The organism is Microbispora hainanensis (assembly GCF_036186745.1).
Lineage (GTDB): Bacteria > Actinomycetota > Actinomycetes > Streptosporangiales > Streptosporangiaceae > Microbispora.
This window is the reverse complement of record NZ_CP108086.1, coordinates 4839473-4860106: the sequence shown is the minus strand read 5'-3', so window position 1 is coordinate 4860106 and position 20634 is coordinate 4839473. Positions and strand designations below refer to the sequence as shown.

Annotated in this window: 15 protein-coding genes and 1 tRNA gene; 6 read left to right on the top strand and 10 right to left on the bottom strand. The window is 69.8% G+C overall.

The annotated features are described in order from the left end of the window. Positions 1 to 109: 109 nt before the first annotated feature. Positions 110 to 186: transfer RNA gene (locus OHB01_RS22725), tRNA-Ile, on the top strand. 731 nt (positions 187 to 917) lie between these two features. Here OHB01_RS22725 and OHB01_RS22720 read toward each other — a convergent pair. Further along, positions 918 to 2207 (bottom strand): IS256 family transposase, encoded by a 1290-nt coding sequence (locus tag OHB01_RS22720; protein ID WP_328853948.1) that lies wholly within the window; start codon positions 2205 to 2207, stop codon positions 918 to 920. Positions 2208 to 2626: 419 nt separating this feature from the next. Between OHB01_RS22720 and OHB01_RS22715 the strand changes: the two genes are divergently transcribed. Continuing rightward, complete coding sequence (locus OHB01_RS22715; RefSeq protein ID WP_328853947.1) at positions 2627 to 3274, top strand: hypothetical protein; 648 nt, start codon at positions 2627 to 2629, stop codon at positions 3272 to 3274. A gap of 836 nt (positions 3275 to 4110) precedes the next feature. Here the strand turns inward: OHB01_RS22715 and OHB01_RS22710 are convergent. The 3 genes from OHB01_RS22710 to OHB01_RS22700 all read right to left on the bottom strand — a co-directional run bounded on the left by OHB01_RS22710 (position 4111) and on the right by OHB01_RS22700 (position 6377). After that, positions 4111 to 5022, bottom strand: coding sequence for a DUF4232 domain-containing protein (locus tag OHB01_RS22710; RefSeq protein ID WP_328853946.1), 912 nt, complete (start codon positions 5020 to 5022; stop codon positions 4111 to 4113). A gap of 96 nt (positions 5023 to 5118) precedes the next feature. Further along, entirely contained in the window at positions 5119 to 5577 is a 459-nt protein-coding gene (locus OHB01_RS22705) for a GNAT family N-acetyltransferase (RefSeq protein WP_328853945.1), read from the bottom strand. Between the two features lie 140 nt (positions 5578 to 5717). Then, positions 5718 to 6377: a helix-turn-helix domain-containing protein gene (locus OHB01_RS22700; protein WP_328853944.1), complete on the bottom strand. Its 660-nt coding sequence runs from the start codon at positions 6375 to 6377 to the stop codon at positions 5718 to 5720. 180 nt (positions 6378 to 6557) lie between these two features. On the opposite strand from OHB01_RS22700, the gene OHB01_RS22695 reads away from it, so the two are divergent. Then, the gene (locus OHB01_RS22695) at positions 6558 to 8027 is read left to right on the top strand and encodes an MFS transporter (protein WP_328853943.1); all 1470 of its coding nucleotides are present in this window, start codon (positions 6558 to 6560) and stop codon (positions 8025 to 8027) included. A 385-nt stretch (positions 8028 to 8412) separates the two neighbouring features. Here the strand turns inward: OHB01_RS22695 and OHB01_RS22690 are convergent, their stop codons facing one another. The 3 genes from OHB01_RS22690 to OHB01_RS22680 all read right to left on the bottom strand — a co-directional run bounded on the left by OHB01_RS22690 (position 8413) and on the right by OHB01_RS22680 (position 11625). Continuing rightward, positions 8413 to 9171 (bottom strand): hypothetical protein, encoded by a 759-nt coding sequence (locus tag OHB01_RS22690; protein WP_142649749.1) that lies wholly within the window; start codon positions 9169 to 9171, stop codon positions 8413 to 8415. 198 nt (positions 9172 to 9369) lie between these two features. Continuing rightward, the gene (locus OHB01_RS22685) at positions 9370 to 10143 is read right to left on the bottom strand and encodes a class I SAM-dependent methyltransferase (RefSeq protein ID WP_328853942.1); all 774 of its coding nucleotides are present in this window, start codon (positions 10141 to 10143) and stop codon (positions 9370 to 9372) included. A gap of 87 nt (positions 10144 to 10230) precedes the next feature. Next, a complete protein-coding gene (locus tag OHB01_RS22680; RefSeq protein WP_328853941.1) occupies positions 10231 to 11625 on the bottom strand; it encodes an MFS transporter in 1395 nt (464 codons plus the stop codon). A 309-nt stretch (positions 11626 to 11934) separates the two neighbouring features. Here OHB01_RS22680 and OHB01_RS22675 point away from each other — a divergent pair, with 309 nt between their 5' ends. Together OHB01_RS22675 and OHB01_RS22670 are read left to right on the top strand one after the other, a co-directional pair. Beyond that, the gene (locus OHB01_RS22675) at positions 11935 to 13182 is read left to right on the top strand and encodes a hypothetical protein (protein ID WP_328853940.1); all 1248 of its coding nucleotides are present in this window, start codon (positions 11935 to 11937) and stop codon (positions 13180 to 13182) included. A 215-nt stretch (positions 13183 to 13397) separates the two neighbouring features. Continuing rightward, positions 13398 to 15353, top strand: a complete 1956-nt coding sequence (locus tag OHB01_RS22670; RefSeq protein ID WP_147942285.1) for a Xaa-Pro dipeptidyl-peptidase — start codon at positions 13398 to 13400, stop codon at positions 15351 to 15353. Between the two features lie 61 nt (positions 15354 to 15414). On the opposite strand, the gene OHB01_RS22665 is transcribed toward OHB01_RS22670, so the two are convergent. After that, positions 15415 to 16722, bottom strand: coding sequence for a hypothetical protein (locus OHB01_RS22665; protein WP_328853939.1), 1308 nt, complete (start codon positions 16720 to 16722; stop codon positions 15415 to 15417). 225 nt (positions 16723 to 16947) lie between these two features. Between OHB01_RS22665 and OHB01_RS22660 the strand changes: the two genes are divergently transcribed. Further along, positions 16948 to 17661, top strand: coding sequence for an FMN-dependent NADH-azoreductase (locus OHB01_RS22660; RefSeq protein ID WP_222709391.1), 714 nt, complete (start codon positions 16948 to 16950; stop codon positions 17659 to 17661). A gap of 698 nt (positions 17662 to 18359) precedes the next feature. Here the strand turns inward: OHB01_RS22660 and OHB01_RS22655 are convergent. After that, a complete protein-coding gene (locus OHB01_RS22655; protein ID WP_147942288.1) occupies positions 18360 to 19577 on the bottom strand; it encodes a flavin-dependent oxidoreductase in 1218 nt (405 codons plus the stop codon). Positions 19578 to 19812: 235 nt separating this feature from the next. Further along, positions 19813 to 20139: an antibiotic biosynthesis monooxygenase family protein gene (locus OHB01_RS22650; protein ID WP_142649754.1), complete on the bottom strand. Its 327-nt coding sequence runs from the start codon at positions 20137 to 20139 to the stop codon at positions 19813 to 19815. Between the last annotated feature and the right edge of the window lie 495 nt (positions 20140 to 20634).

The following is a 20634-nucleotide window of genomic DNA, read 5'->3' as shown; positions in this document are numbered from 1 at the left end:
GATCACCGGATGGTCGTCTGGCAGCGATTACGCCCACGGCCGAAGGCCGCCGATCACCTCCGTTCGCAGATCCCCTCACCCGCTAAGTTGTGAGAGACTCCACCATTGCGGGGCGGTAGCTCAGCCGGTCAGAGCATCGGACTCATAATCCGTGGGTCGTGGGTTCAAGTCCCACCCGCCCTACCACGTTTGATCAGGGAAACCCTGCCTGAGCTGCGACTTCTGCATGGATCATGCTTGCCTGACATGCAGCCGTAGGCCACCGAGAGTCGCCGTTTGTCGCCAGTCACGGGATATACACGGGATGATATTGGTCGCGTTTTCGCAGGCCACGATAGTTACGGGTGAGCCGGCGGGCGACAGAAAGCGTATGCTTCCTGCCGCCCGTGCTCCGACTACATGATCATCCTGTGCAGCGCGACAGCGGTGCCGAGACCGGCACCGATCGCGGCGAGAACCCCGGCCGGGGCCGCCGCCACCGCGACCACCGTCACAGCGATGCCGATCACGGCCCACCTGAGAGGCAACCTCTCGGGAGACTCCGCTCCCGACCTGGCCGGAGGGCTTACCCTGGGCATGGCGAGACTCCATTCGCTCGTGTATGGAAGTGCGCCGACCTAGTGGCCCTCGGGGCGGTACCCCCGGGGGCCGCGGCGTCTGATCCCAGGATGGTGCGCTTCGCCCGGTTGCGCGAGTAGACTTCGTGAACGCGCTAACCCGCCTGCCATTTATGAGTTATAGGGAAATAAATAGTCAGGGTTTCAGGCGGGTCAGGACGTTCAGCTCAAGGCGCATCAAGATCTTTTAAAGGGATGGCTGCCGATCTTGAACAGCAAGAGCCGGGGACAGCTTCAGGCGAGAGAGGCGCGCCTCGAGAGGAGCCTGAGCAATCGTCAAGACCTGTGGATCACGAGTTCCTAAGCAGCTGCTGGTGAGGGCTGATCGTCGGGGCGTTCGACGAGCTTGCCGTTGACGAAGGTGGCCCCGGCGCGGACCAGGGCGACGAGGTGGGGGGCGTTGACCGCGCGCCAGCGGGCCTGGGCCGACTCGATCAGCTTGAACGCCATGGCCAGCCCGGCCGCCCGTGAACCGGGGCCTTTGGTGACCTTGGTGCGGTGCCGCACGGTGGCGAACGTCGACTCGATGGGGTTGGTCGTGCGCAGATGCACCCAATGCTCGGCTGGGAAGTCGTAGAACGCTAGCAACTCGTCCACGTCGTCGACGACCTTGGCCACGGCCTTGCCGTACTTGGCCCCGTAAGCGGCCTGGAACGCCTTCACCGCCGCCAGGGCGTGGTCTTTGTCCTCGGCGTTCCAGATCTCCGCCAACGCCTTCTTCGCGCCGCTCTGTGCGGACTTCGGCATGGCTCCCAGCACGTTGGCGATTTTGTGAAACCAGCACCTTTGAGCCCTGGCCTGCGGGAACACCTCACCGAGGGCGGCCCAGAACCCCAGTGCGCCGTCCCCGACGGCCAGCACCGGCGCGCGCATCCCCCGCCGTTTGCAATCGCGCAGCAGGTCGGCCCACGACTCGGTCGACTCGCGGTAGCCGTCGGACAGCGCGATGAGCTCCTTACGGCCGTCGGCGCGCACGCCGATCATCACCAGCAGGCACAAACGGTGCTCCTCCAGGCGGACGTTGACGTGCACCCCGTCGGCCCACAGGTAGACGTAGTCCACGCCCGACAGGTCACGGTCGGCGAAGGCGCGCTGCTCGGCCTTCCACTGCTCGGTCAGCTTCGTGATGACCGGCGCCGACAGGCCGGCCGCCGAGCCGAGGAACTGCCCCAGCGCTGGGACGAAGTCACCGGAGGACAGGCCGTGCAGGTAGAGCAAGGGCAGCACTTCGGTGATCTTCGGTGTCTTGCGCGCCCAGGGCGGCAGGATCGCCGAGGAGAAGCGTTTGCGCTCGCCGGTGACCTCATCGACGCGCTTGTCGTTGACGCGCGGCGCGCGGACCTCGATGGCGCCGGCCGCGGTGAGCACCTCGCGCGGGGCGTGGTAGCCGTTACGCACGACCAGACGGCGCCCATCGTCGTCACGCTGATCGGAGAACTGGGCGATATAGGCGTCGACTTCGGCTTTGAGCGCTTCGGCGAGCATCCTGCGGGCGCCTTCCCGGACGATCTCGTCGATCAGGGAGGAGGAGACCGGGGCGTCTGCGGTACGGCGGTCGCCGTCAGCGGGGTCAGGGACTACGGTGAGCACGGGTGTGCCTTCCCGACCGACGTTGGCGCGTCGGTCATGCATGAGACCTACATGATCATCGGGAAGGTACACCCCTTCCCTGAAGATCCACAGGTTCTAAGCATTGCTCCGAGAGCCTCCGTGGCGTGATCGAAACCGCTACCGGCGCGTTGGCCGCCCTCAAGTCCACCCCTCCGCGCGAGATCCGCGTCCGAAGCGGTTTCGTTTACCGGGCCGACGTTCCGCCGAGGGAACCGTCCGACCGCCGCGCACCAAACCTGGCCGACCGGCCGCCGGCTACACGCATCATGTCGCCTACCGGCAGCGCCTTGCGCCTGTACCTGCTGGCCCTGTACGAGGCACACCTTCACGCGTCCCCCGGTCGCCGACCAGGCAATCGATACCCTCTTATTGATCACAGCGGGGAAGGTCGGGGTTGGGTGGACCTGCTGGCCCCGAGAAGCTCCTTGACTACGGGAGCCCGAACCAACGTTGCCATGTCGCGCGCCGAAAAGAAGAAGCGTCGTATCGTTTCGGCGCTGAAGAGTCTGAGCCACGACGAGATACAGCTCGTCCACCTTCCGAACCACGGAAAGGCCGTCGATACTTACGAGCAGTTCCGGCTGATGAACGAACGCGGCCCACGAGGTGATGCCGATCCGGTCCTGTACGCTGTCCCGAACGCGACGGAGGAGCACTTCACTCTCCCCACCTCCCTGTTCCTCAATGGGTGGATCCACGTGCTTGAGGACACAGAATTGGCGTTCCTCATGATGCTCATCCACCGAAAGCGGACGACCCAGGACTATCCCGTCGCCGTTCCCAGCGACATACGCTTCAACCACTACGGCATCGGCCGGGACGCCTACGAGGCGCACCGCATGCTCGCACGCTTCGGCCTCATCCAGGTGGAGGCCGATCCCGACCGGCGAAGCGACGGCACGATCGTTGACTATGAGGAACAAGAGTGGCACCTTCTGCACCGGTTCCGGATCTTTACCGCCGGCCTCGACCAGCCCGCGGTCCCTACTGCTATACGGGGGATCCAGGAAGAACTTGGCCAGAATGTGATCTTCTCGCTTAGATAGCGGTGCGGTACCTACAGGTCTCACCGATTGCATCGGATGGCGACCGACCCCCGAAACGGCCCAAGGGTCCCGGAGTGACCCGAGACCCTGAGACGAGGCTGTAGGCGTTCATGAGACGAGGGCAGCCTCTATCCGCTGATTGGCGATCTCACGCTGTCCGTCGATGCACTTGGCGTAGACCCGAAGCATGACGTCAATGCCGTGACCGGCGCGCTCCGCCGCTTCCGGGGCGTGAACCCCTGCATTAATGTGCTGCGCCCACGACTATTTGCCTGGCGCTCGCCGGAGGGATGCCGAGTCTCACCTCCTACACCTCTGCGGCGTCTGAGAATCAGGAAAAATATCAAGACCACCGCCAGTAGCAAGATCAGCAATTCAATCCATGACAGGTTGATAATGACCTCCATCTCCTCTGCCGATTTGCGCCCTGGTGAGATATCGCCAAAGTTCGCGCCGGTGCTACATACGGGATCACACGACCATGCCGATACCGGAGGTAGCGCGGTGGAACCCCGAGTATGGCGAAAGGCCGGAAACCGCGGGCGGATCCGGTCCGCTGAGCGGACCGGGCGCCGGGAGACAGGCGTGCGCCGTTGCCGATTTCGGGGCGCGCTCCCATGGGGGCGGAAGCACGCTCGTTCGCCGCCTCCACCCGACGTCGGCGACCGGATCTCGCCCGAGTTGTACAGCCCGCTGCTCGGCGCGTCCTCGGCGCTCCCTGGCATCGCCGAGACGACGGCGGTCCCGCTGGGCGGCGGTTCCGGCTGGGTGACGGCGGGCCTCGATACCCCGCCCGTCGTCCTCGGCTCCCCAGGGCCGCGGGCCGAAGACAGGAACTATGGGAGCTTGTCCTTCTTCCAGGGGCTGACGCCGAGCTTCCCGGTGGTGCCGAGATCGAGCTCCGGCGTCAGCATCACGGGAGGAGCACCGGCCTTGGCGTTCACCCTGACGTACGGCAGGTGCACTGAAGTGCCGTCGGTGACGGTGTTGCGCCACATGAGGCCGGCGGACGCGCTCTGGCCGGGCTTCAGGGTCACCGGCCGGGGCGGATCGTCGAAGCCGGTCACGGTGGAGATGCCGCCGCCACCGTGCAGGACCTCGATGCCGGTGACCGGCTTTCTGTCCTCGTCGAGGAGTTGGAGCTGCGGGTAGCCGTCGAGGTGGTAGGCGCGGGTCGAGCAGTTCTCCAGATGGAGACCCACGACGCGGAGCCCCATGGCGGCGTCACCATTGCCCAGTGTGACGCGGACGCCCGAGGGCGGGCAGGGACCTGCCGGATCGGGCGCCTCGTCCGCCGGGACGCTTCTGACCTTGGCGACGTGCACGCCCCCCACGGTGTATTCCTGCGGAGGAAGCCCGCCCATAGTGACCATGCCCTGCACGGTCTGACCGGGCTCGACCGCCGGCACCGTCTGCTCCGCGTTCGACAGCACCGCTCCGGAGCGGGACACGAATGCGAAGGTGACGGTGTACGTGAAGGGTTCGGCCTCGTGGTTGGTGACCTGGAACCCGGCGGAGAACCGGCAGTTGCGGGACCGTACGCTCAGGCCGGTTATCGCGACGCCGTCCCTCTCCAAATCCCCGGAGGTGATCGGCGTATCGGTGGACGGGGCCCCGCATGAGGGGTCATGGGGCGAGCCTTCGGAGCCGAGGCCGTCGCGCCACGCAGCGGCCCACTGCAATCCGCAGGCCGGGAGGAACAGGACTCCGGCGAGTACGGCGGCAAGGCCGAGGGGGATGGTACGCATCCGAGCGTGACGCATAGGGACCCCAGGCTATAGCGACGGCCTGCCGAGGCGCGGCACTCATTCGACGCCGGAATGCGCGCGGCGACCGGACGCCCCTCAATGAACGGGCGCAGCCGGGGCCGGCTCGCGCACCATGAACACGTCCACGTCATCCTCGGTCTCGACCGTGAACCCGTGCCGCTCGTACAGCCGCCGGGCCGCACTCCCCCGCAGCACGTTCAGCCGGATCAGGGCGTCTTCCCGGTCACACCGCTCCAGCAGGCCGCCCAGCACGGCGGAACCGATCCCCCTGCCCTGCAGGGCCGGGGCCAGGTAGAAGTGCTCCAGCCAGTAGGCGCCGTCGGCCGGTCGCAGTGCCACACACCCGGCCACGGCACCGTTCGCCTCGATCGTCCAGGTGTGCGCCGGTGTGAATCCGTCTCGCAGCCGCTGCCGTACGCGTTGCTCGTCGTAGCGGCCGAGCCGCTCAAGATCAGGACGAAGCACCACGGCCCGCAGCTCGGCGACCGCCTCCACGTCCGCCGCCGACGCCGGCCGGAGCCTCCAGTCCACCACGAACCAGGATGGTATCGAGCGAGGCTCTGCCGGCCTGAGGGTGCCGCCGACGAGGCATCGTCGGGCGGGATAGGCGCGGGCCGCCCCGGCCGTCCACGCCTGCCCGCGCCGCTGACGGGCGTCCGGACGGGAGCAGGGGGTTATTCACCCTGCCGCGCGGACGCCGCCTGGCTCGTCGTCTCCGGCACGGCCTGGGCGAGCAGCCCGTCGACGAGGGCGCGCAGCCCCTGGGCGTAGGTGTCCTGCGCGGACAGCGTCCGCCACAGGTCGCCGATGGCGACCAGGCGTGGCATCCGCGACGCGTCGAGACCGCTGAAGAGGGGGCCGCGGCCGGCGTCCGCCGGCTGGCGGGCGGAGTGGGCGCGGACGAGGATCTCGCCGACCGTGTAGTACCAGATGTGGCGGAAGAGGTGCACGGCCTGTTCGGGCGTGCATCCGTGGTCGATGGCTCCGGCCACGATGGCCTCGACCATCCACACCGATTCGCCGAGCCGGCCGACGAACCCGTCGGCCGTGAGGACCTCCGCGGCCCATGGCCAGGCCGCGAGGGCGTCGTGGATCAGGGTGGCGGTCGCGATGATGCGGTCGCGCGGGTCGCCGGGCAGGTCCGGGCGCGGGACCTGGTCGGCGTATTCGGTGATCAGCAGGAGCAGCAGGTCTTCTTTGTCCCGCACGTGGTGATAGAGCGTCATCGTCCCGATGCCCAGCTCGGCGGCCAGCCGGCGGATGCTCAGCTTCTCCCAGCCGTCCCTATCGATGAGCCGCCGGGCCGCGTCCAGGATCTGCGCTCGTGAGGTCACCGGTGGACGGCCGGTTCGGCCGTGCGGGGCATTGCGTCGGGACACCGTCCCATCATTCCGTCCGGCCGCTCCCTCACGCCAACCGAGGCTCCCGCCGGTGACACCCGCGCCGGTTCCGATGTACTTTCAGTACGTGTACGAAAACTATCTCCTCGAAACCTGCCGGAGGACTGAGGAACGGTGACAGACACGCGATCAGCAAGCGGACGACCGCTCGCTCGTACGGCCGCCCGGCAGGGGCTCACCCTCGCCGCGGTGGCCGTCGTGCAGTTCATGGTGTCGGTGGACCTGTCGGTCGTGAACCTCGGGCTTCCGCGGATCGCCGCTGGCCTCGGCTTCAGCCCGGTGGGGCTGACCTGGGTGATCCACGCCTACGCCCTCACCTTCGGCGGCCTGCTCCTGCTGGGCGGGAAGATCGCCGACCGCTACGGCCACAAGCGGGTCCTGATGATCGGGCTCGCCGTCTTCGGCCTCGCCTCCCTCGCCGGCGGCTTCGCGCAGGAGCCCGGCCAACTGGTGGCCGGCCGCGCCCTGCAGGGCATCGGGGCCGCCGCGCTGTCTCCGGCCGCGCTGGCGGTGCTGACCGTCACCTTCCCCACCGGCAAGGCCCGCGTCCGCGCCTACGGCATATGGAGCGCGGTGAACGCCGCCGGCGGCGCCCTCGGCGTCCTGATCGGCGGTGTGCTCACCCAGTACGCGGGCTGGCGCTGGGTGATGTTCGTCAGCGTCCCGATGGCCGCCGTCGCGCTGGCCCTGGCCTGGCGGGGTGTCACCGGTGCTCCGCCCACGGCTCCCGATCGCCGTCCCGACGTGCTGGGCGCCGTCCTTGCGACGGCGGGCATGATCCTGCTCGTGTTCGGCGTCGTCCGCACCGACCAGTACGGATGGACCTCGCCCGTCACCCTGACGACCCTGGTGGCCGCGATCGCCCTGCTGGCCGCGTTCGTCCGCGTCGAGCGGACCACCACCCGCGACCCGCTGATCCGGCTCGGACTGCTGGCCGACCGCTCGGTCGCCGGCGCCAACTCCTACAACCTCCTGCTCGGCGCCGCCATGGCGTCGTCCTTCTACTTCGCGTCCCTCTATCTCCAGCAGGTGCTCGGAGCCGGCCCGACCGTGGCCGGGATCCAGTTGCTGCCCTTCGCGATCGGCGTCATCGCCGGCGCGACGACCGCCATCAAACTCGGCTACCGTCTGCCGCTCCGCACCATGCTGATCATCGGTGGGCTGGTGACCGCGGCCGGGTTCGCCTGGTTCGGCTTCATCAGCGCCGACGGCTCCTACCTCGCCGACGTCCTCGGCCCGTCGCTGGTCACCAGCATCGGATTCGGGCTCTGCCTCGGACCGGTCGTCTCCGCCGCCACCGTGGGCGTGGCGCCGAGCGAGACGGGCATGGCCTCCGGTCTCCTGTCCAGCTCACGCCAGATCGGCGCGTCGTTCGGGCTGGCCGCTCTCGGTACGGCCGCCCACGCGCGCACCGGTGCGAGCACCACGATCGAGGGCCTCACCGAGGGATACGCGCTCGGCATGACGCTCAGCGCCGCGCTCCTGGCCTGCGCCGTCCTCATCGCCGTCGCCGTCCTGCCGCGTACGCGTACGGCGGCGCCTGCCAGGGGCGGCGGGCGTGACGTGGTCCCAGAACCGGAATGACCGGCCGCGCCGCGCGGGCTCGCGGTGCCGCCTGCCCGGCCCGGACACGGTTCCGGCCGCCGGCCGGGCCGGGCGGCGCATGGAGCCGCCCGAGCTCCGCTTCCTCGGCAGTGGTCACGGCAACCTCGAGAACCCGCGCGGTTTCGGTCAGCGATCAACCGTAATAATCGGTAAGGGGGCAGAGACAGGGATCCGGTCGATCATGGGCGATCGCAACCAATGCGCCTCAATGAAACGGCAGGATTCCAGCCGGCCGGGCAAAGGAATCATCGGCGCGGGGAAACGGGCCGACAACATCTCCGATGCCGTTTGTTTTCTCCAGCGGAAAGCTGTTGTTTTGCGCACTTCTGGGTGACGGGGCCTTTTGTTACCTCTAGCGTGAGAATCAGGGTCTGGATCCAAGGTTCGATGGATCGATTCGCGCTCCGCGCATCCGGGTTTCCCGGGTGACGGTCACGGAGTCGACGGAGTGATACTCATGCTCAAGGAAGCACTCGCTGCTGGCGCGATCACAGCGTCGGCCCTCATCGTCCCGGTGACGATGCAGACGCAGCCGGTCTACGCGGCCGGCAGCACCGCACAGATCATGCAGAGCCCGACACAGCCCTGCCCCGGAGGCAGGTGCCGTGGCCGTGAGCGCTACCGGACGTACGGCGACCGCGGTCGCGTACGCATCCGCGAGCGCGGACGCATAGAGCAGCGCGGACGCATAGAGCGCGGACGCGAGCGCGGGCGGTTCGAAGAGCGCACGCGCGGACGCATGGAACCGCGCGGGCGGTTCGAGGAACGCGGACGGTTCGAAGACCGCGGACGTGAACGCGGGCGGTTCGAGGAGCGCGGGCGCATGGAACCGCGCGGGCGGTTCGAGGAACGCGGACGCTTCGAGGAACGCGGGCGCATGGAACCGCGCGGCCGATTCGAAGAGCGCGGGCGCATGGAACCGCGCGGCCGATTCGAGGAACGCGGCCGGTTCGAAGACCGCGGCCTCGATCGAGGACGCTTCGAAGAGCGCGGGCGCATGGAAGACCGCGGCCGGTTCGAAGAGCGCGGACGCGAGCGCAGCCGGTTCGAGGAACGCGGACGCATGGAAGACCGCGGCCTCGAGCGCAGCCGATTCGAGGAATTCGGACCGCGGTAGCGGCATCAGCTGCGGGGAGAGTGAGGCAGCAACAGCAGCAAGGACCGGATAACCGCACATCGAACCTGCCGGACCCTCGCCCCATGAGGCAGCCGCCTCGTGGGGCTCTCCCCTGCCGGGGGCGGCACGGCCCGCTCGTCCGCATTTCGTCCGCCGCCGAGGAGAAGTGAATTCCCAGGGCCCCGCCGCAAATACGCGATTCCGTTATCGGGACGAGGTCCGACCGGGCGGCATGCGATAGACGGAAACGTGCGAACGCGATTCCGCGGTGAACTCGGTGCCGATCCAGTCCGCGTGCCTGCTTTCCAGCTCGAACCCGGCGAGCCGGCCCATGAGATCGAGCTCGGCCGGCCAGATGTAGCGGTGGGGGCTGCGAAACAGCCGGGCCTGTCCGCTCTCGTCGAACCTTAAATGGTGCGACACGACGTGTTGCCGTAGAAGGTCGTAGGTGTCCAGGCCGATGTAGCCGGGCTCCTGATGCCAGACCACGGCCTCCTGGCCCGGCGGCAGCTTGCGCAGCCCGGGCACCCGGAGCTCGATCACGAAGCGGCCTCCGGGGGCCAGGTGGCGCGCGGCGTTGCGGAAGCACGCGACCTGCTCGGCCTGGGTCAGCAGGTTCGAGATCGTGTTGTAGACGAGGTAGACGAGCGCGTACTCCCCCGGGGCGGTGGCGCTCGCCATGTCGCCGATGACGACCGGGATCGTTGCTTCGTCCACCTTCGTACGGAGCTGCTCGACCATCGGACGTGACAGCTCGATGCCGGTGACGGGTACGCCACGCTCGGCGAGCGGCACGGCCACACGGCCGGTTCCGATGGCGAATTCGAGCGCCCGCCCGTCACCCGCGAGTTCGGCGAGGCGATCGACGGTCGGTCCGAGGACCTCGGGCGCGAACATCCCGGCGCCCGGCGTGTCGTAGTTCTGGGCGGTTTCGGTGTTCCAGATCTCCTCCTGACGCATGCTCCCCACGATCGCCATGGGCGTACGCCGCCGTCCAACGATTTTCCGCGCGACGAAGGCCTGCTGCCGCACGTCTCCCGTGATGGCCGGAGGAGCGACGAGAGGTCAGACCTGCCGGTCGCGGCCCGCGAAGTATCCGGCCGCGGTCTGCGCCGTCATGAGGCAGACCACGAGGGCAAGCGGCCCGTGCCAGCCGCCGGTGTGCTGGTAGAGCGCTCCGACGAGGATGGGCCCGGGGACCGACAGCAGATAGCCGACGCTCTGTGCGAAGGCGGACAGCCGGATCACGGTCGCGCCGTCCCTCCCCCGCATGGCGATCATGGTGAGCACCAGCGGGAAGGCGCAGTTGGCCACGCCGAGGAGCACCGCCCACAGCCAGGGCGCGGCGGCGGGGGCCGCCCACACCCCGGCGTACCCGGCGAGCCCGAACGCACCGAGCAGGACCGCGATGCCGCTCTGGTTCCGCAACCGGCCGGCGACGGCGGCCAGCAGGAAGGACAGCGGCACCCCGAGCACCGAGGTGACGGCGAACAGCAGACCGGCGGTCTCGGCGGACAGCCCGGCGTCGCGGAAGATCTGAGGCAGCCAGCCGATGATCACGTACGCCGAGCTGGACTGCAGGCCGAAGAAGAGCGCGAGCGCCCAGGCCACGGGGCTGCGTGCCACCCGTACGGCCGTTCCGGCCTCCGCGGGGGCGTCCCCGCGCGCCGCCCGCTCGGCCCCCGGCGCGGCTTCTCGCCCGGTCCGCTGCCCTGCCTGGTGCCCGGCCTGGTGCCCGGCCTGGTGCGCGGCCTGGTGCCCGGCCTGATGCGCGGCCTCCCTCCTGCCGTCCCGGGCGAGGGCGGCCCAGGGCGGCACGGCGACGGCGGCGAGGACGGCCCAGGCGCCGAGCCCGGCACGCCAGTCACCACCGAACGCACCGGCGAGCGGGACGGTGACGGCGGCGGCGGTCGAGGCGCCGAGATTGAGGGCCATGGAGTAGAGGCCGGTCATCATGCCGACCTTGTCGGGGAAGCGTTGCTTGACCACGACCGGCAGCAGCACGTTGGCGACCGCGATCCCGGCCAGCGCGAGACCGCTCAGCGTGAGGAAGACCGGGGTGGTGCCGACGAACGGCCGCACGGCGAGCCCGAGCGCGACCGCCGCCATCCCGGCGAAGACGACGCCGTCCGGCCCGAAGCGGCGGGCCAGGCGCGGCGCGGCCGAGCCGACCAGCGCGAAGCACACCGCCGGCACCGACGTCAGCAGCCCGGCGATGGTACCGCTCATCCCGAGGGCGGCACGGGCCTCTTCCAGCACGGGCCCGAGGCTGGTGACCACAGGGCGGAGGTTGAGCGCGGCCAGCACCAGCGCGGTGACCGCCAGGCGGCGTGTCCACGTGGCGGACCGGGCGTGGTCCCGTCGCTGCTTCACCGGGCTCCGCAGTGCCGCGTCGTCCTTCGGCCGCGCCCCGTCCCCGGCCACCGGGCCGTCGCGACCCGCCGGCTCATCGCAGACCACGGACTCACCCCGGACCACCCCGTCATGCGGAGCGGGCGGCCCCCCGGCCCCCCTGTCATCCACGCGCCGTCATCCCGAAAACCACCTCGTCATCCTCAAACAACCAGATCATCCTAAAATCAGCGAGTTATCCCGAATTCACCGGGCCATCTTCAGCGGGAGCCCTGCCGGCTCGCGACCCCCTCCGTCACATCGTTCCGGATAGGGACTTGACACCCCTTTTGTGGCGGAAAAAACTCGGATCACTCCCGCTCCACAGCACTTCCCCCGACAGCGGCCGGTGAGCGCGCAGCCGCGAAGGAGACAGGCATGAGGCGACTGCTCGCCGTTTTCGCGCTGGTCGCAGGCTTCCTGCTGGCGCCCGCGCACGCCGACGCCGCCGTCGTGGACGTCGCCCCGTCTGCCACCGCCTCGGCCTCCTACACCTCGCCCTGGGAGAGCGTGGCCGCCGTCAACGACGGCATCGAGCCGGCCCGCTCCGACGACAGGCAGAACCGCCGCTGGGGCACCTGGCCCGAGGCCGGTGAACAGTGGGCCCTGCTGACCTGGCCGTCCGCCCAGACGATCTCCTCAGTGCAGGTCTACTTCTTCGACGACGGAGGCGGCGTCCGGCTGCCGGCCTCCTGGAAGCTCGAGAGCTGGAACGGATCGGCGTACGTCGACATTCCCGCCGCCTACCCCATCGCGGCCGACACCTACAACACCGTCACGTTCCCCGCCGTCACCACCACCCGGCTGCGCGTCGTCCTGCAGAGCGGTCAGGCGTCGGTCGGACTGCTGGAGATCAAGGCGCTCGCCGACATCACCGGGCAGCAGAGCACCTGGAGCCCGCCCGCCGACCTGGTCGCGCCGCTCGACGAGGTCCGGCGGCACGCCGAGTCCGCCAACCCCGACCTGTACGGCTATCGCAACTACGCCTGGGACCAGATCATCGCCAACGGCGGCAGCGTCAACTACTGCGTCCGCTGGGACTCCGGGGCCCCGGTCACCGCCGAACTGCGCGACAAGATCGAGGCCGCGCTGGCCAGGTCGTTCAAGAAGTGGACGGACGTGATGGCGGGGCACAACGGCTGGCCGTACGCGGACGTGCCGGTGAAGGTGGTCGGCTGGGCCGCACGCGACCGCTCCCTGCTGCAGTGGAGCGACGACTCGGTGGACGTGTACGTCGGCGACCTGAGCGAGAACGCGCCGCAGTGCGCCGAGCCGTGCGGACGCCTGTTCGACCAGTCGGGCGCCTACCCGAACTGCCCGGGCGGCCCCTCCCACCACTACGACATGTCGCTGTGGCTCACCGAGGGCATGAGCGGCGGCATGGGAGGCGCCTGGGGACAGCGCGTCGGCAGCGAGTATCTGGTGGACAACCTCGGCAGCGACGACATCCACATCCTCCTCCACGAGATCGGGCACAGCTTCGGCCTGGACGACTTCTACGACTGGACCCCGGCCGGGCAGTGCTGCTTCCTCATGAAGGCGGGCTCGGCCACGTCGATCACCGAGTTCGACGCGTGGATGCTGCGCGACGTCTGGCGGCACCTGAAGAGCCGCTACGGCTACTGACGCCACTCCGGCGCAGGCAGGTCGCGCTCACCGTTCGCCGTCCGGATTTGTGAGCTTCTCATCGGCGGACACCGATTTCGACATGTGTCGAAAATTGTCGCGATCAAGACAGAGCGGTCGTACGAAGACATTCCACATTTACGTCCCTAGCATCGCCCACTGCGGGCCGAATCTCCCGGCCCGAGTCTCCCTGATCGTTCGTGGAAGGTTTGCCGATGTCCTCATCGCCCCGGGTGACGCCTGGTCCCCTCCCGCCGGCCGCGTCACGCCGTACGGGTGCCGCACGCCGCAGCGCCGCGGCGCTGGGCCTGGCCGTCGCCACCACCGTCACGGGGCTCGCCGTGAACGCGGCCCCGGCGGGCGCGGCCGCCCCCGTCGGACCGGTGTTCCAGGACGGCATGGCCCAGCCGGTGTTCTCGTCCAACAGGAACGACTGGATCCGCGAGGAGGTGTGGGTCGAGACCCCGGTCGACAGCGACGGCGACGGGCGCAACGACCGGGTGCACGCCGAGGTCACCCGCCTGCGGGAGACCGAGACGGCCGGTCTGAAGTCGCCCGTCGTGTACGAGGTCAGCCCCTACTACGCCGGCGGCAACGACATCACCAACCACGACGTCGACCACGAGCTCCACCAGGCGGTCCGCCCGGGCAAGGGCTGGCAGGACCGCGGCGGCAAGCGGCTCGACCCGGCCAACGACGAGCGCCTGGCCGCGGCGGCGGCGGACGACTCCGGCGCCGGCGGCGCGGACGCGTCCCTCACGGCGACCGGCCCGCAGCCGGTCATCAGCACCAGCCACGAGTCAAACTGGCTGCCCCGCGGTTTCGCGGTGGTCCACGCCGAGTCGCTGGGCAGCGGCCAGTCCGACGGCTGCCCGACGACCGGCGGGCGCAACGAGACCATCGGCGCCAAGTCCGTCGTCGACTGGCTGAACGGCCGCGCGAAGGCGTACGACGCCTCCGGCCAGGAGGTCAGGGCGACGTGGACGACCGGCAAGGTCGGCATGATCGGCACCTCGTACAACGGCACCCTGCCCAACGCGGTCGCGAGCACCGGCGTCAAGGGGCTGGAGGCCATCGTGCCGATCTCGGCGATCTCCAGCTGGTACGACTACTACCGGGCGAACGGCGCCGTCGTGGCCGCCGGCGGCTACCAGGGCGAGGACACCGACGTGCTCGCGGAGTACGTCTACACGCGCGCGGACCAGCAGATCTGCCGGAGCGTCATCGAGCAGCTCGCGAAGGCGCAGGACCGCGAGACCGGCGACTACAACGCCTTCTGGGACGAGCGCAACTACATGAACGACGTGAACAAGGTTCACGCCGCGGTGCTGGTCGCCCACGGCCTCAACGACTGGAACGTCAAGACCAAGCAGGCCGCGCAGTGGTATGAGGCGCTCAAGGCGCGCGGGGTGCCGCACAAGATCTACCTGCACCAGGGCGGGCACGGCGGCTCCCCCAGCGTCGACGTGCTCAACCGCTGGTTCACCCGCTATCTGTGGGATCAGCAGAACGGCGTGGAGAACGACCCCCGCGCCCTGGTCCAGCGCGAGGACAAGACCCTGGTCCAGTACGCCGAGTGGCCCGACCCCGCCGCCAAGGACACCGAGCTCAACCTGGCCCCCGGCGACGGCGGCGCGGCCGGCCTCCTCACCCCGGACAAGACCCGGAAGGGCAAGCCGGTCACCGAGACGATCGTCGACGACGCCACGAAGCCGGCGCAGACCCTCGCCGACGCGGTCACCTCGCCGAACCGCCTGGCGTACAAGTCGGCGGCGCTGGCGGCACCGGCCAGGCTCAGCGGCACCCCGCGGGTCTCGCTGCGGATGTCCTTCGACCAGCCGGCGGCGAACGTCACGGCGCTGGTCGTGGACTACGACGAGAACGGCAAGGCGAAGATCATCACCCGGGGCTGGATCGACCCGCAGAACCGCAAGTCGATTTCGCGGACCGAACCGGTCAAGCCGGGCTCGCCCTACAGCCTCGACTTCGACCTGCAGCCGCACGACTACGTCTTCCCCGCGGGGCACCGCGTCGGGGTCGTGCTGCTGTCGAGCGACTACGAGTACACCATCCGGCCCGCTCCCGGCGCCCGGCTGCACCTCGACACCACGAAGAGCACGGTGACGCTGCCCATCGTGGGCGGCACCGGCGCGCTCACCTCGGCGAGCTGACCGTCCTCTCCCGACACGCCGTCCCCCTCGGCCCGACCGGCCGGTGGGGACGGCGTTCGCGTTACCGCAGCAGCGCCTCGCGGTGCCGCCAGGCGAGGTCCAGCACGGCCGCGCCCGCCGCCTGCATCGGCTCGTCGCGGACGTGCCGGCGCACGGTCTCCGCGTCGAACGGAACCCGGCCGACGATCCGGCCCTCGCTGTTGGCGGCGGCGACCTCACCGAAGGCCGCGTCGAACGTCTCCGCCTCCAGCACGGTCACCATGAGGAAGTCGGTCGCGAACGTCAGCGGATCGACGCCCACGCCCAGCACGTGGGAACGCACCCGCCCGTCCTCGCGTGCGTCCGTCAGCAGCCGGTAGAGCGGCCAGCTCGCGTAGTCGAAGCCGTCACCGTACTCCTCTCCCCGGCCCAGGAACTCCTCCGCGTACTCGCGGACCATGCACTTCCACAGGTCGAGGTCGGCCTTCTCCGCTCCCACGGACTCGTGCGCGGGCTGGAACACCCCGACCGGCATGACCTGGAAGAGCCCGCCGCCGTGCGCCACCCTGGCCGGGTCACGCCAGTGCAGCACGAACGACGCCTCCCCCGTACGGCGGTCGTGGCGCAGCGTGAGGGTGGAGATCGCGCAGAGCGCGGGCCGCCGGCGCAGGTCGGTGGGGTCGCCCACGAGCCCACGGAACGGCAGCCGGCCCCCGGCGTCCCCGTGCCCGGTGAGCGCATGCCCACCGGACACCTGTCCGCCGAACCTCTCCCCGCCGGACTCCTGCCCGTCGGACTCCTGCCCGGCAACCCTTTGACCGGCAGGCTCATGCCCGGCGAACTCGCGCCCGCCGGACCCTTCCCCACCGGACTCCTGCCCGGCGACCCCCTGACCGGCGGGCTCATGCCCGCCCAACCCCGTGCCTCCGAAGCCGTGCCCGGCGAGCTCGTACGCGGCGAGCTCGTACGCGGCGAGCTCGTACGCGGCGAGCTCGTGGGCGGCGGCCTCCCCCACGCTCACGCCGTCGAAATAGCGTGCGCGGGTGAAGGTCAGGCCGGGCCAGGCGACGTCCAGCAGCCGGTAGCAGACGCGGTCCTCGAAGAGCCGGGGGCGGGCGAGCGCCCCCAGCGCGTCCGGGTAGGCGTCGGCGCCCTCCGGCAGCAGGGCCGCCGCCTCCGGTTCGCGGCCCGTGACGGTGGGCGCGGGAGCGTCCTCCACCCAGCCGAGCCGCACCTCGCGCAGGTCGAGCGGCGTGGCCAGGGTCCATGGGGTCGCAGTCAAGCCGTCCCGGGTGAGCAGGCGGGTCGATCCGGCCCTGGCCGTCCCGGGATAGAGCCGATCCGCCGCGACGGCCAGCTCGTGCCGGTGCCCGTCCAGCCGTCGCCGCACCGCGACCCATTCCGGTCCCGACGGACGTACGCGCGGATCCGAATGCGATGTCACGGGCTCAGGACCCTACCCACCGGCGCGGTGCCACGTCCTCCGCCGCGTACTCCGTGGAAGACCGAGCGTGGGTGTCCGGTCACCTCTGGTGAACACGGAGCGTCATAGATGATGACGGACAGTATCCAGAGAGGAGCTCACGATGCACTCGCGGCGACAGGGGGTGGGCGCGTGACGTCCCTGCTGCACATGGACGCCAGCGCCAGCGGCTGCGGCGATTCGATCACCAGGGAGCTGACGGCGTTCTACGCGGACACGTGGCGGTGTCTTCACGGGAGCGACGGGTACCGATACCGCGACCTCGCCGCCGACCCGGTCCCGCTGGTCTCCCCGGCCTTCGTCTCCCTCGGCATCCGGGTGGAGCGGCACGGAGCGGTTCCGCTGCAGAAGGTGGCGGAGATGACCGCCGGCCCCGCCGAGGAGCGCGAGTGGACGCTGACCCTCCCGCTGATCGAAGAGATGCGCGCGGCGGAGACGGTGCTGATCGGCGTCCCTATGTACAACTTCTCCGTGCCCGCGTCCCTCAAGGCGTGGATCGACCGGGTGACCTTCCCCGGGGCGTTCGTCGACCCCGGCACGGGCGACCGGCTGCTCCGGGAGACGACCGTGGTGGTGGTCACCGCCCGCGGCGGCTGCTACGCGCCGGGCACGCCACGGGAGGACTTCGACTTCCAGACGCCCTATCTGAGGGCCTACTTCACCGAGCTGGGCGTGGCGCCGCAGAACCTGCACTTCGTCCATGCCGAGATGACCCGGGCCTCGGACGTGCCCGCCCTCGCGCACTTCAAGCCCCTGGCGGCGGACTCGCTGGCCGCGGCGCGGACCGCCGTGTCCGAGCTGGCCCGCCGGCCGGCGGGCAGCGGGACGGCGACGCGCATGCGGTGAGGTCCCGGCGCGGGCGAGCCGGGGCGGCGCGCCGACTCCGCCCAGCAGCTCGTTCTCGATATCCCGGGTGAACAGCGAGCATTCCTGGCCCTGGACGTCAAGTTCGAGCGGAGCACCTCGACGCGCTCGCGCCCTCACCACCCAGCGCAGGACGCAGGGCACAGGACACAGAGGCGCAGTGCACAGAGGCGCAGGCACAAGAGGTGTAGGCACCGGGCGGCCCGGCCACCCGTAGCGGCCCCGGACGAGTGGTGGTGTCCGCCCCTCGGCGGACACCACCCGCCGGCCCGCCGCGTGTCACCTTTCCGCGGCGCGATTCGTCTTAAGGACGAGAAGCAGAGACACGAACGGACGGGGAGACTGTTCCGCACCGCCGAGGTCCGCCGCTGAAGCCGCGCCGGGCCGCACCGGCATGGTCAAAACCGAATATCGACGCCCTCGATCGGCATTCTGTAAATGCGTTGTCAGAATGCCGTGCCGTCGTGCGCGATATCGAAATCGATCCGGCGACGTCCGCGAATTCGCAATGCCGCAAGACCGGGCGATCCGGGGATTTCAACAATTCACCGGGCACGTTTCCCGGCGATATCCGCTTCCAGCGCGGGGTACGCCGGTCGCACCCGGCAGAGCACCCACCCGGGGAACGAGGGCGGCCCCGGCCTGCTGTGGCCACCTGTGGCCGGCGCGGTCCCGTGCGCTCAGGCGTGGGACTGCCGCTGCTCCACGGTCATCCGGTAACGGTGAGTGATGGTCGCGAGTTCGGCGGCCTTGTCGTGGTTCGTACGCCCGGCGATGCCGCGCTCGGCGCCGTCCATGTTCCGGTTGGCGAGAATGATGGCCGTCGTGGCGGGGCGCCTGGCGGCTTCGTACCGCTGCAGGGCGGCGGCCACGTCCTCACCTCGCGCGAGTTCGGCGGCGAGCGTGATGCCGTCGAGGATGGCCTGGGAGGCGCCGTTGGCGCCGATCGGATACATGAGGTGGGCGGCGTCACCGAGCAGCGTGACCCTGCCCTCACCCCAATGCGGGAGCGGGTCGCGGTCGGCCATCGGATAACGCAGGATGCGGGGACTGCGCGCGACCATGACGCCGGGGTTCAGCCAGCCGAAGTCCCACTCGACGAGGTGCGGCAGCACCTCTTCGAGCAGGCCGGGACGGTTCCATCCCGCGCCGTCGGACAGGCTCTTCGACGGAGCGGCGACCATGCACACCCAGTTCACCAGCGCCTTGCCGCGCTCCGCGTGCCGCCTGGAGATCGGATAGGCGATCAGCCGGGTGGCCCGCTCGTCGTTGACCAGGATCATCGTGCGCCCGTCGAGGAACTCGTCCATCTCGGACAGGCCCCGCCACATGTCGACTCCCGCCGGAGACAGCGCACCACGGCCGGGGTGGAGCTGAGACCTGACCGCCGAGTGCATCCCGTCGGCGCCGACCAGCGCGGCGGCCTCGAACTCGACCATCCCGCCCGCCTCGTCGTACGCGAGGACGCGGACGCCGGAGGCGGTCTGCCGGAAGCCGTCGACGCGAAGCCCGGTGCGCACCGCGTGGGGGCCGAGCCGGTCCTGAACGGCCGCGAGCAGGAGCATCTGCAGCTCACCGCGGTGAATGGAGTATTGGGGGTGTTGGTGACCTGCGGCGACGCCCCGGGGCTCGGTCCACAGGATGGCGCCCCTGTGGTCGAGGTATCGGTGCTCGCGGGTGCGGATGCCGGTGGCCGCCAGCGCCTCGCCGAGCCCGAGCTCGGTCAGCGCGCCGATCGCGGCCGGCTGGATGTTGATCCCCACTCCGAGGGGCCGGAGCTCGGCCGCGGCCTCCAGCACGACCACGTCGATTCCTTCGGCGTGCAGGGCGAGCGCGGTGGCCAGCCCTCCGATCCCCGCACCCGCGATCACGATGTCGGCGGTGTTGGCAGTCGTCATGGCGTCGCGCTCCCTGAGCCGGAGATGGCTACTCTGCGTTACTTCAGAGGTGGCACTTCAGAGGGGTCACTTCAGTGGTGCGCCGCAGTAGTGGGGAGATAGGGGCCGGGCCCCGGGCAGAAGCCCGCTTACGGAGTGCGGGCGGGGCCTCGTCCCGCCGATGCCGAGAGGCGGGACGGGGCTCGCTGTGCCGGGGCCCTGGCCGGCTTCTGGTTTCCGACCGGGAAGTTCCTGGTCAGGCGTGATGCACGGAGACGACCTTGTACGCCTGGGGGACCGCCTTGGCGATCTCCGCCGCCCTCTTCGCGAAGACCTGCGCCTCGGGGTCGGCCGCGGTGGCCTTGATGTCGTCCGGGCTGCGCCACTGGGCGAGGTTCACGACCCGGCTGCCGTCGAGGCTGGCGAGAATGTTCACCGAGATGAAGCCGGGCCGGTGCCGCATGACCTTCTCGACACCCTCGTCGAGAATGGCGATGAGTTCCTGCTGCTGCGAGGGGTCGACGTCGAAGACGTTGATGAATGTCGCGAGCTGATCGCCGACCCGAATCACTGTCTCACTCATGACTTCATCGTATCCGACAAAGAACCAATTCAGTCAAGCCCGATTGTTGATTAAACAGGATTCCGAACACGAGCATCTCTCCGAATATCGCGCACGCAGAGCAGGAAATACCGCTTATCGCAACCGGGCACGCCGGACGGCTTCACGGCCGTCCTCGCGCACCCTCTCGCCGCCCCACAGAAGCCGGGTCACAGGAGCAGCATCCGGAGCGGGACCCCGGCACAGGACCGCGGGACCGGCCTGGGCCCGGTGGGTTGGTTGGGTGCCGTGTGTGGATGCGCCCGGTGCGTCGGTCCGGTCGGCTGGGTGCCCCCAGTGCGTGGCTGCGGTGGGTGGGTGGGTGGGTGGGTTAGTCCAGTGCGCGGGTGCCCCCGGTGCGTCAGTCCGGCGCGAGTGCGCACGCTGAATGCGCCCGGTGCATCGGTCCGCCGCACGGGTGCGGTGGGTGGGTCATCCCTGCGCGCGGATGCCCCCGGTGAACGCGCCCAGTGGGTC

Coding starts and splice junctions, on each gene's coding strand:
- OHB01_RS22685 (WP_328853942.1), bottom strand. CDS start 10,143: ATGGCGATCGTGGGGAGCATGCGTCAGGAGGAGATCTGGAACACCGAA.
- OHB01_RS22670 (WP_147942285.1), top strand. CDS start 13,398: ATGTCCTCATCGCCCCGGGTGACGCCTGGTCCCCTCCCGCCGGCCGCG.
- OHB01_RS22690 (WP_142649749.1), bottom strand. CDS start 9,171: ATGCCGCTACCGCGGTCCGAATTCCTCGAATCGGCTGCGCTCGAGGCC.
- OHB01_RS22710 (WP_328853946.1), bottom strand. CDS start 5,022: ATGCGTACCATCCCCCTCGGCCTTGCCGCCGTACTCGCCGGAGTCCTG.
- OHB01_RS22675 (WP_328853940.1), top strand. CDS start 11,935: ATGAGGCGACTGCTCGCCGTTTTCGCGCTGGTCGCAGGCTTCCTGCTG.
- OHB01_RS22650 (WP_142649754.1), bottom strand. CDS start 20,139: ATGAGTGAGACAGTGATTCGGGTCGGCGATCAGCTCGCGACATTCATC.
- OHB01_RS22655 (WP_147942288.1), bottom strand. CDS start 19,577: ATGACGACTGCCAACACCGCCGACATCGTGATCGCGGGTGCGGGGATC.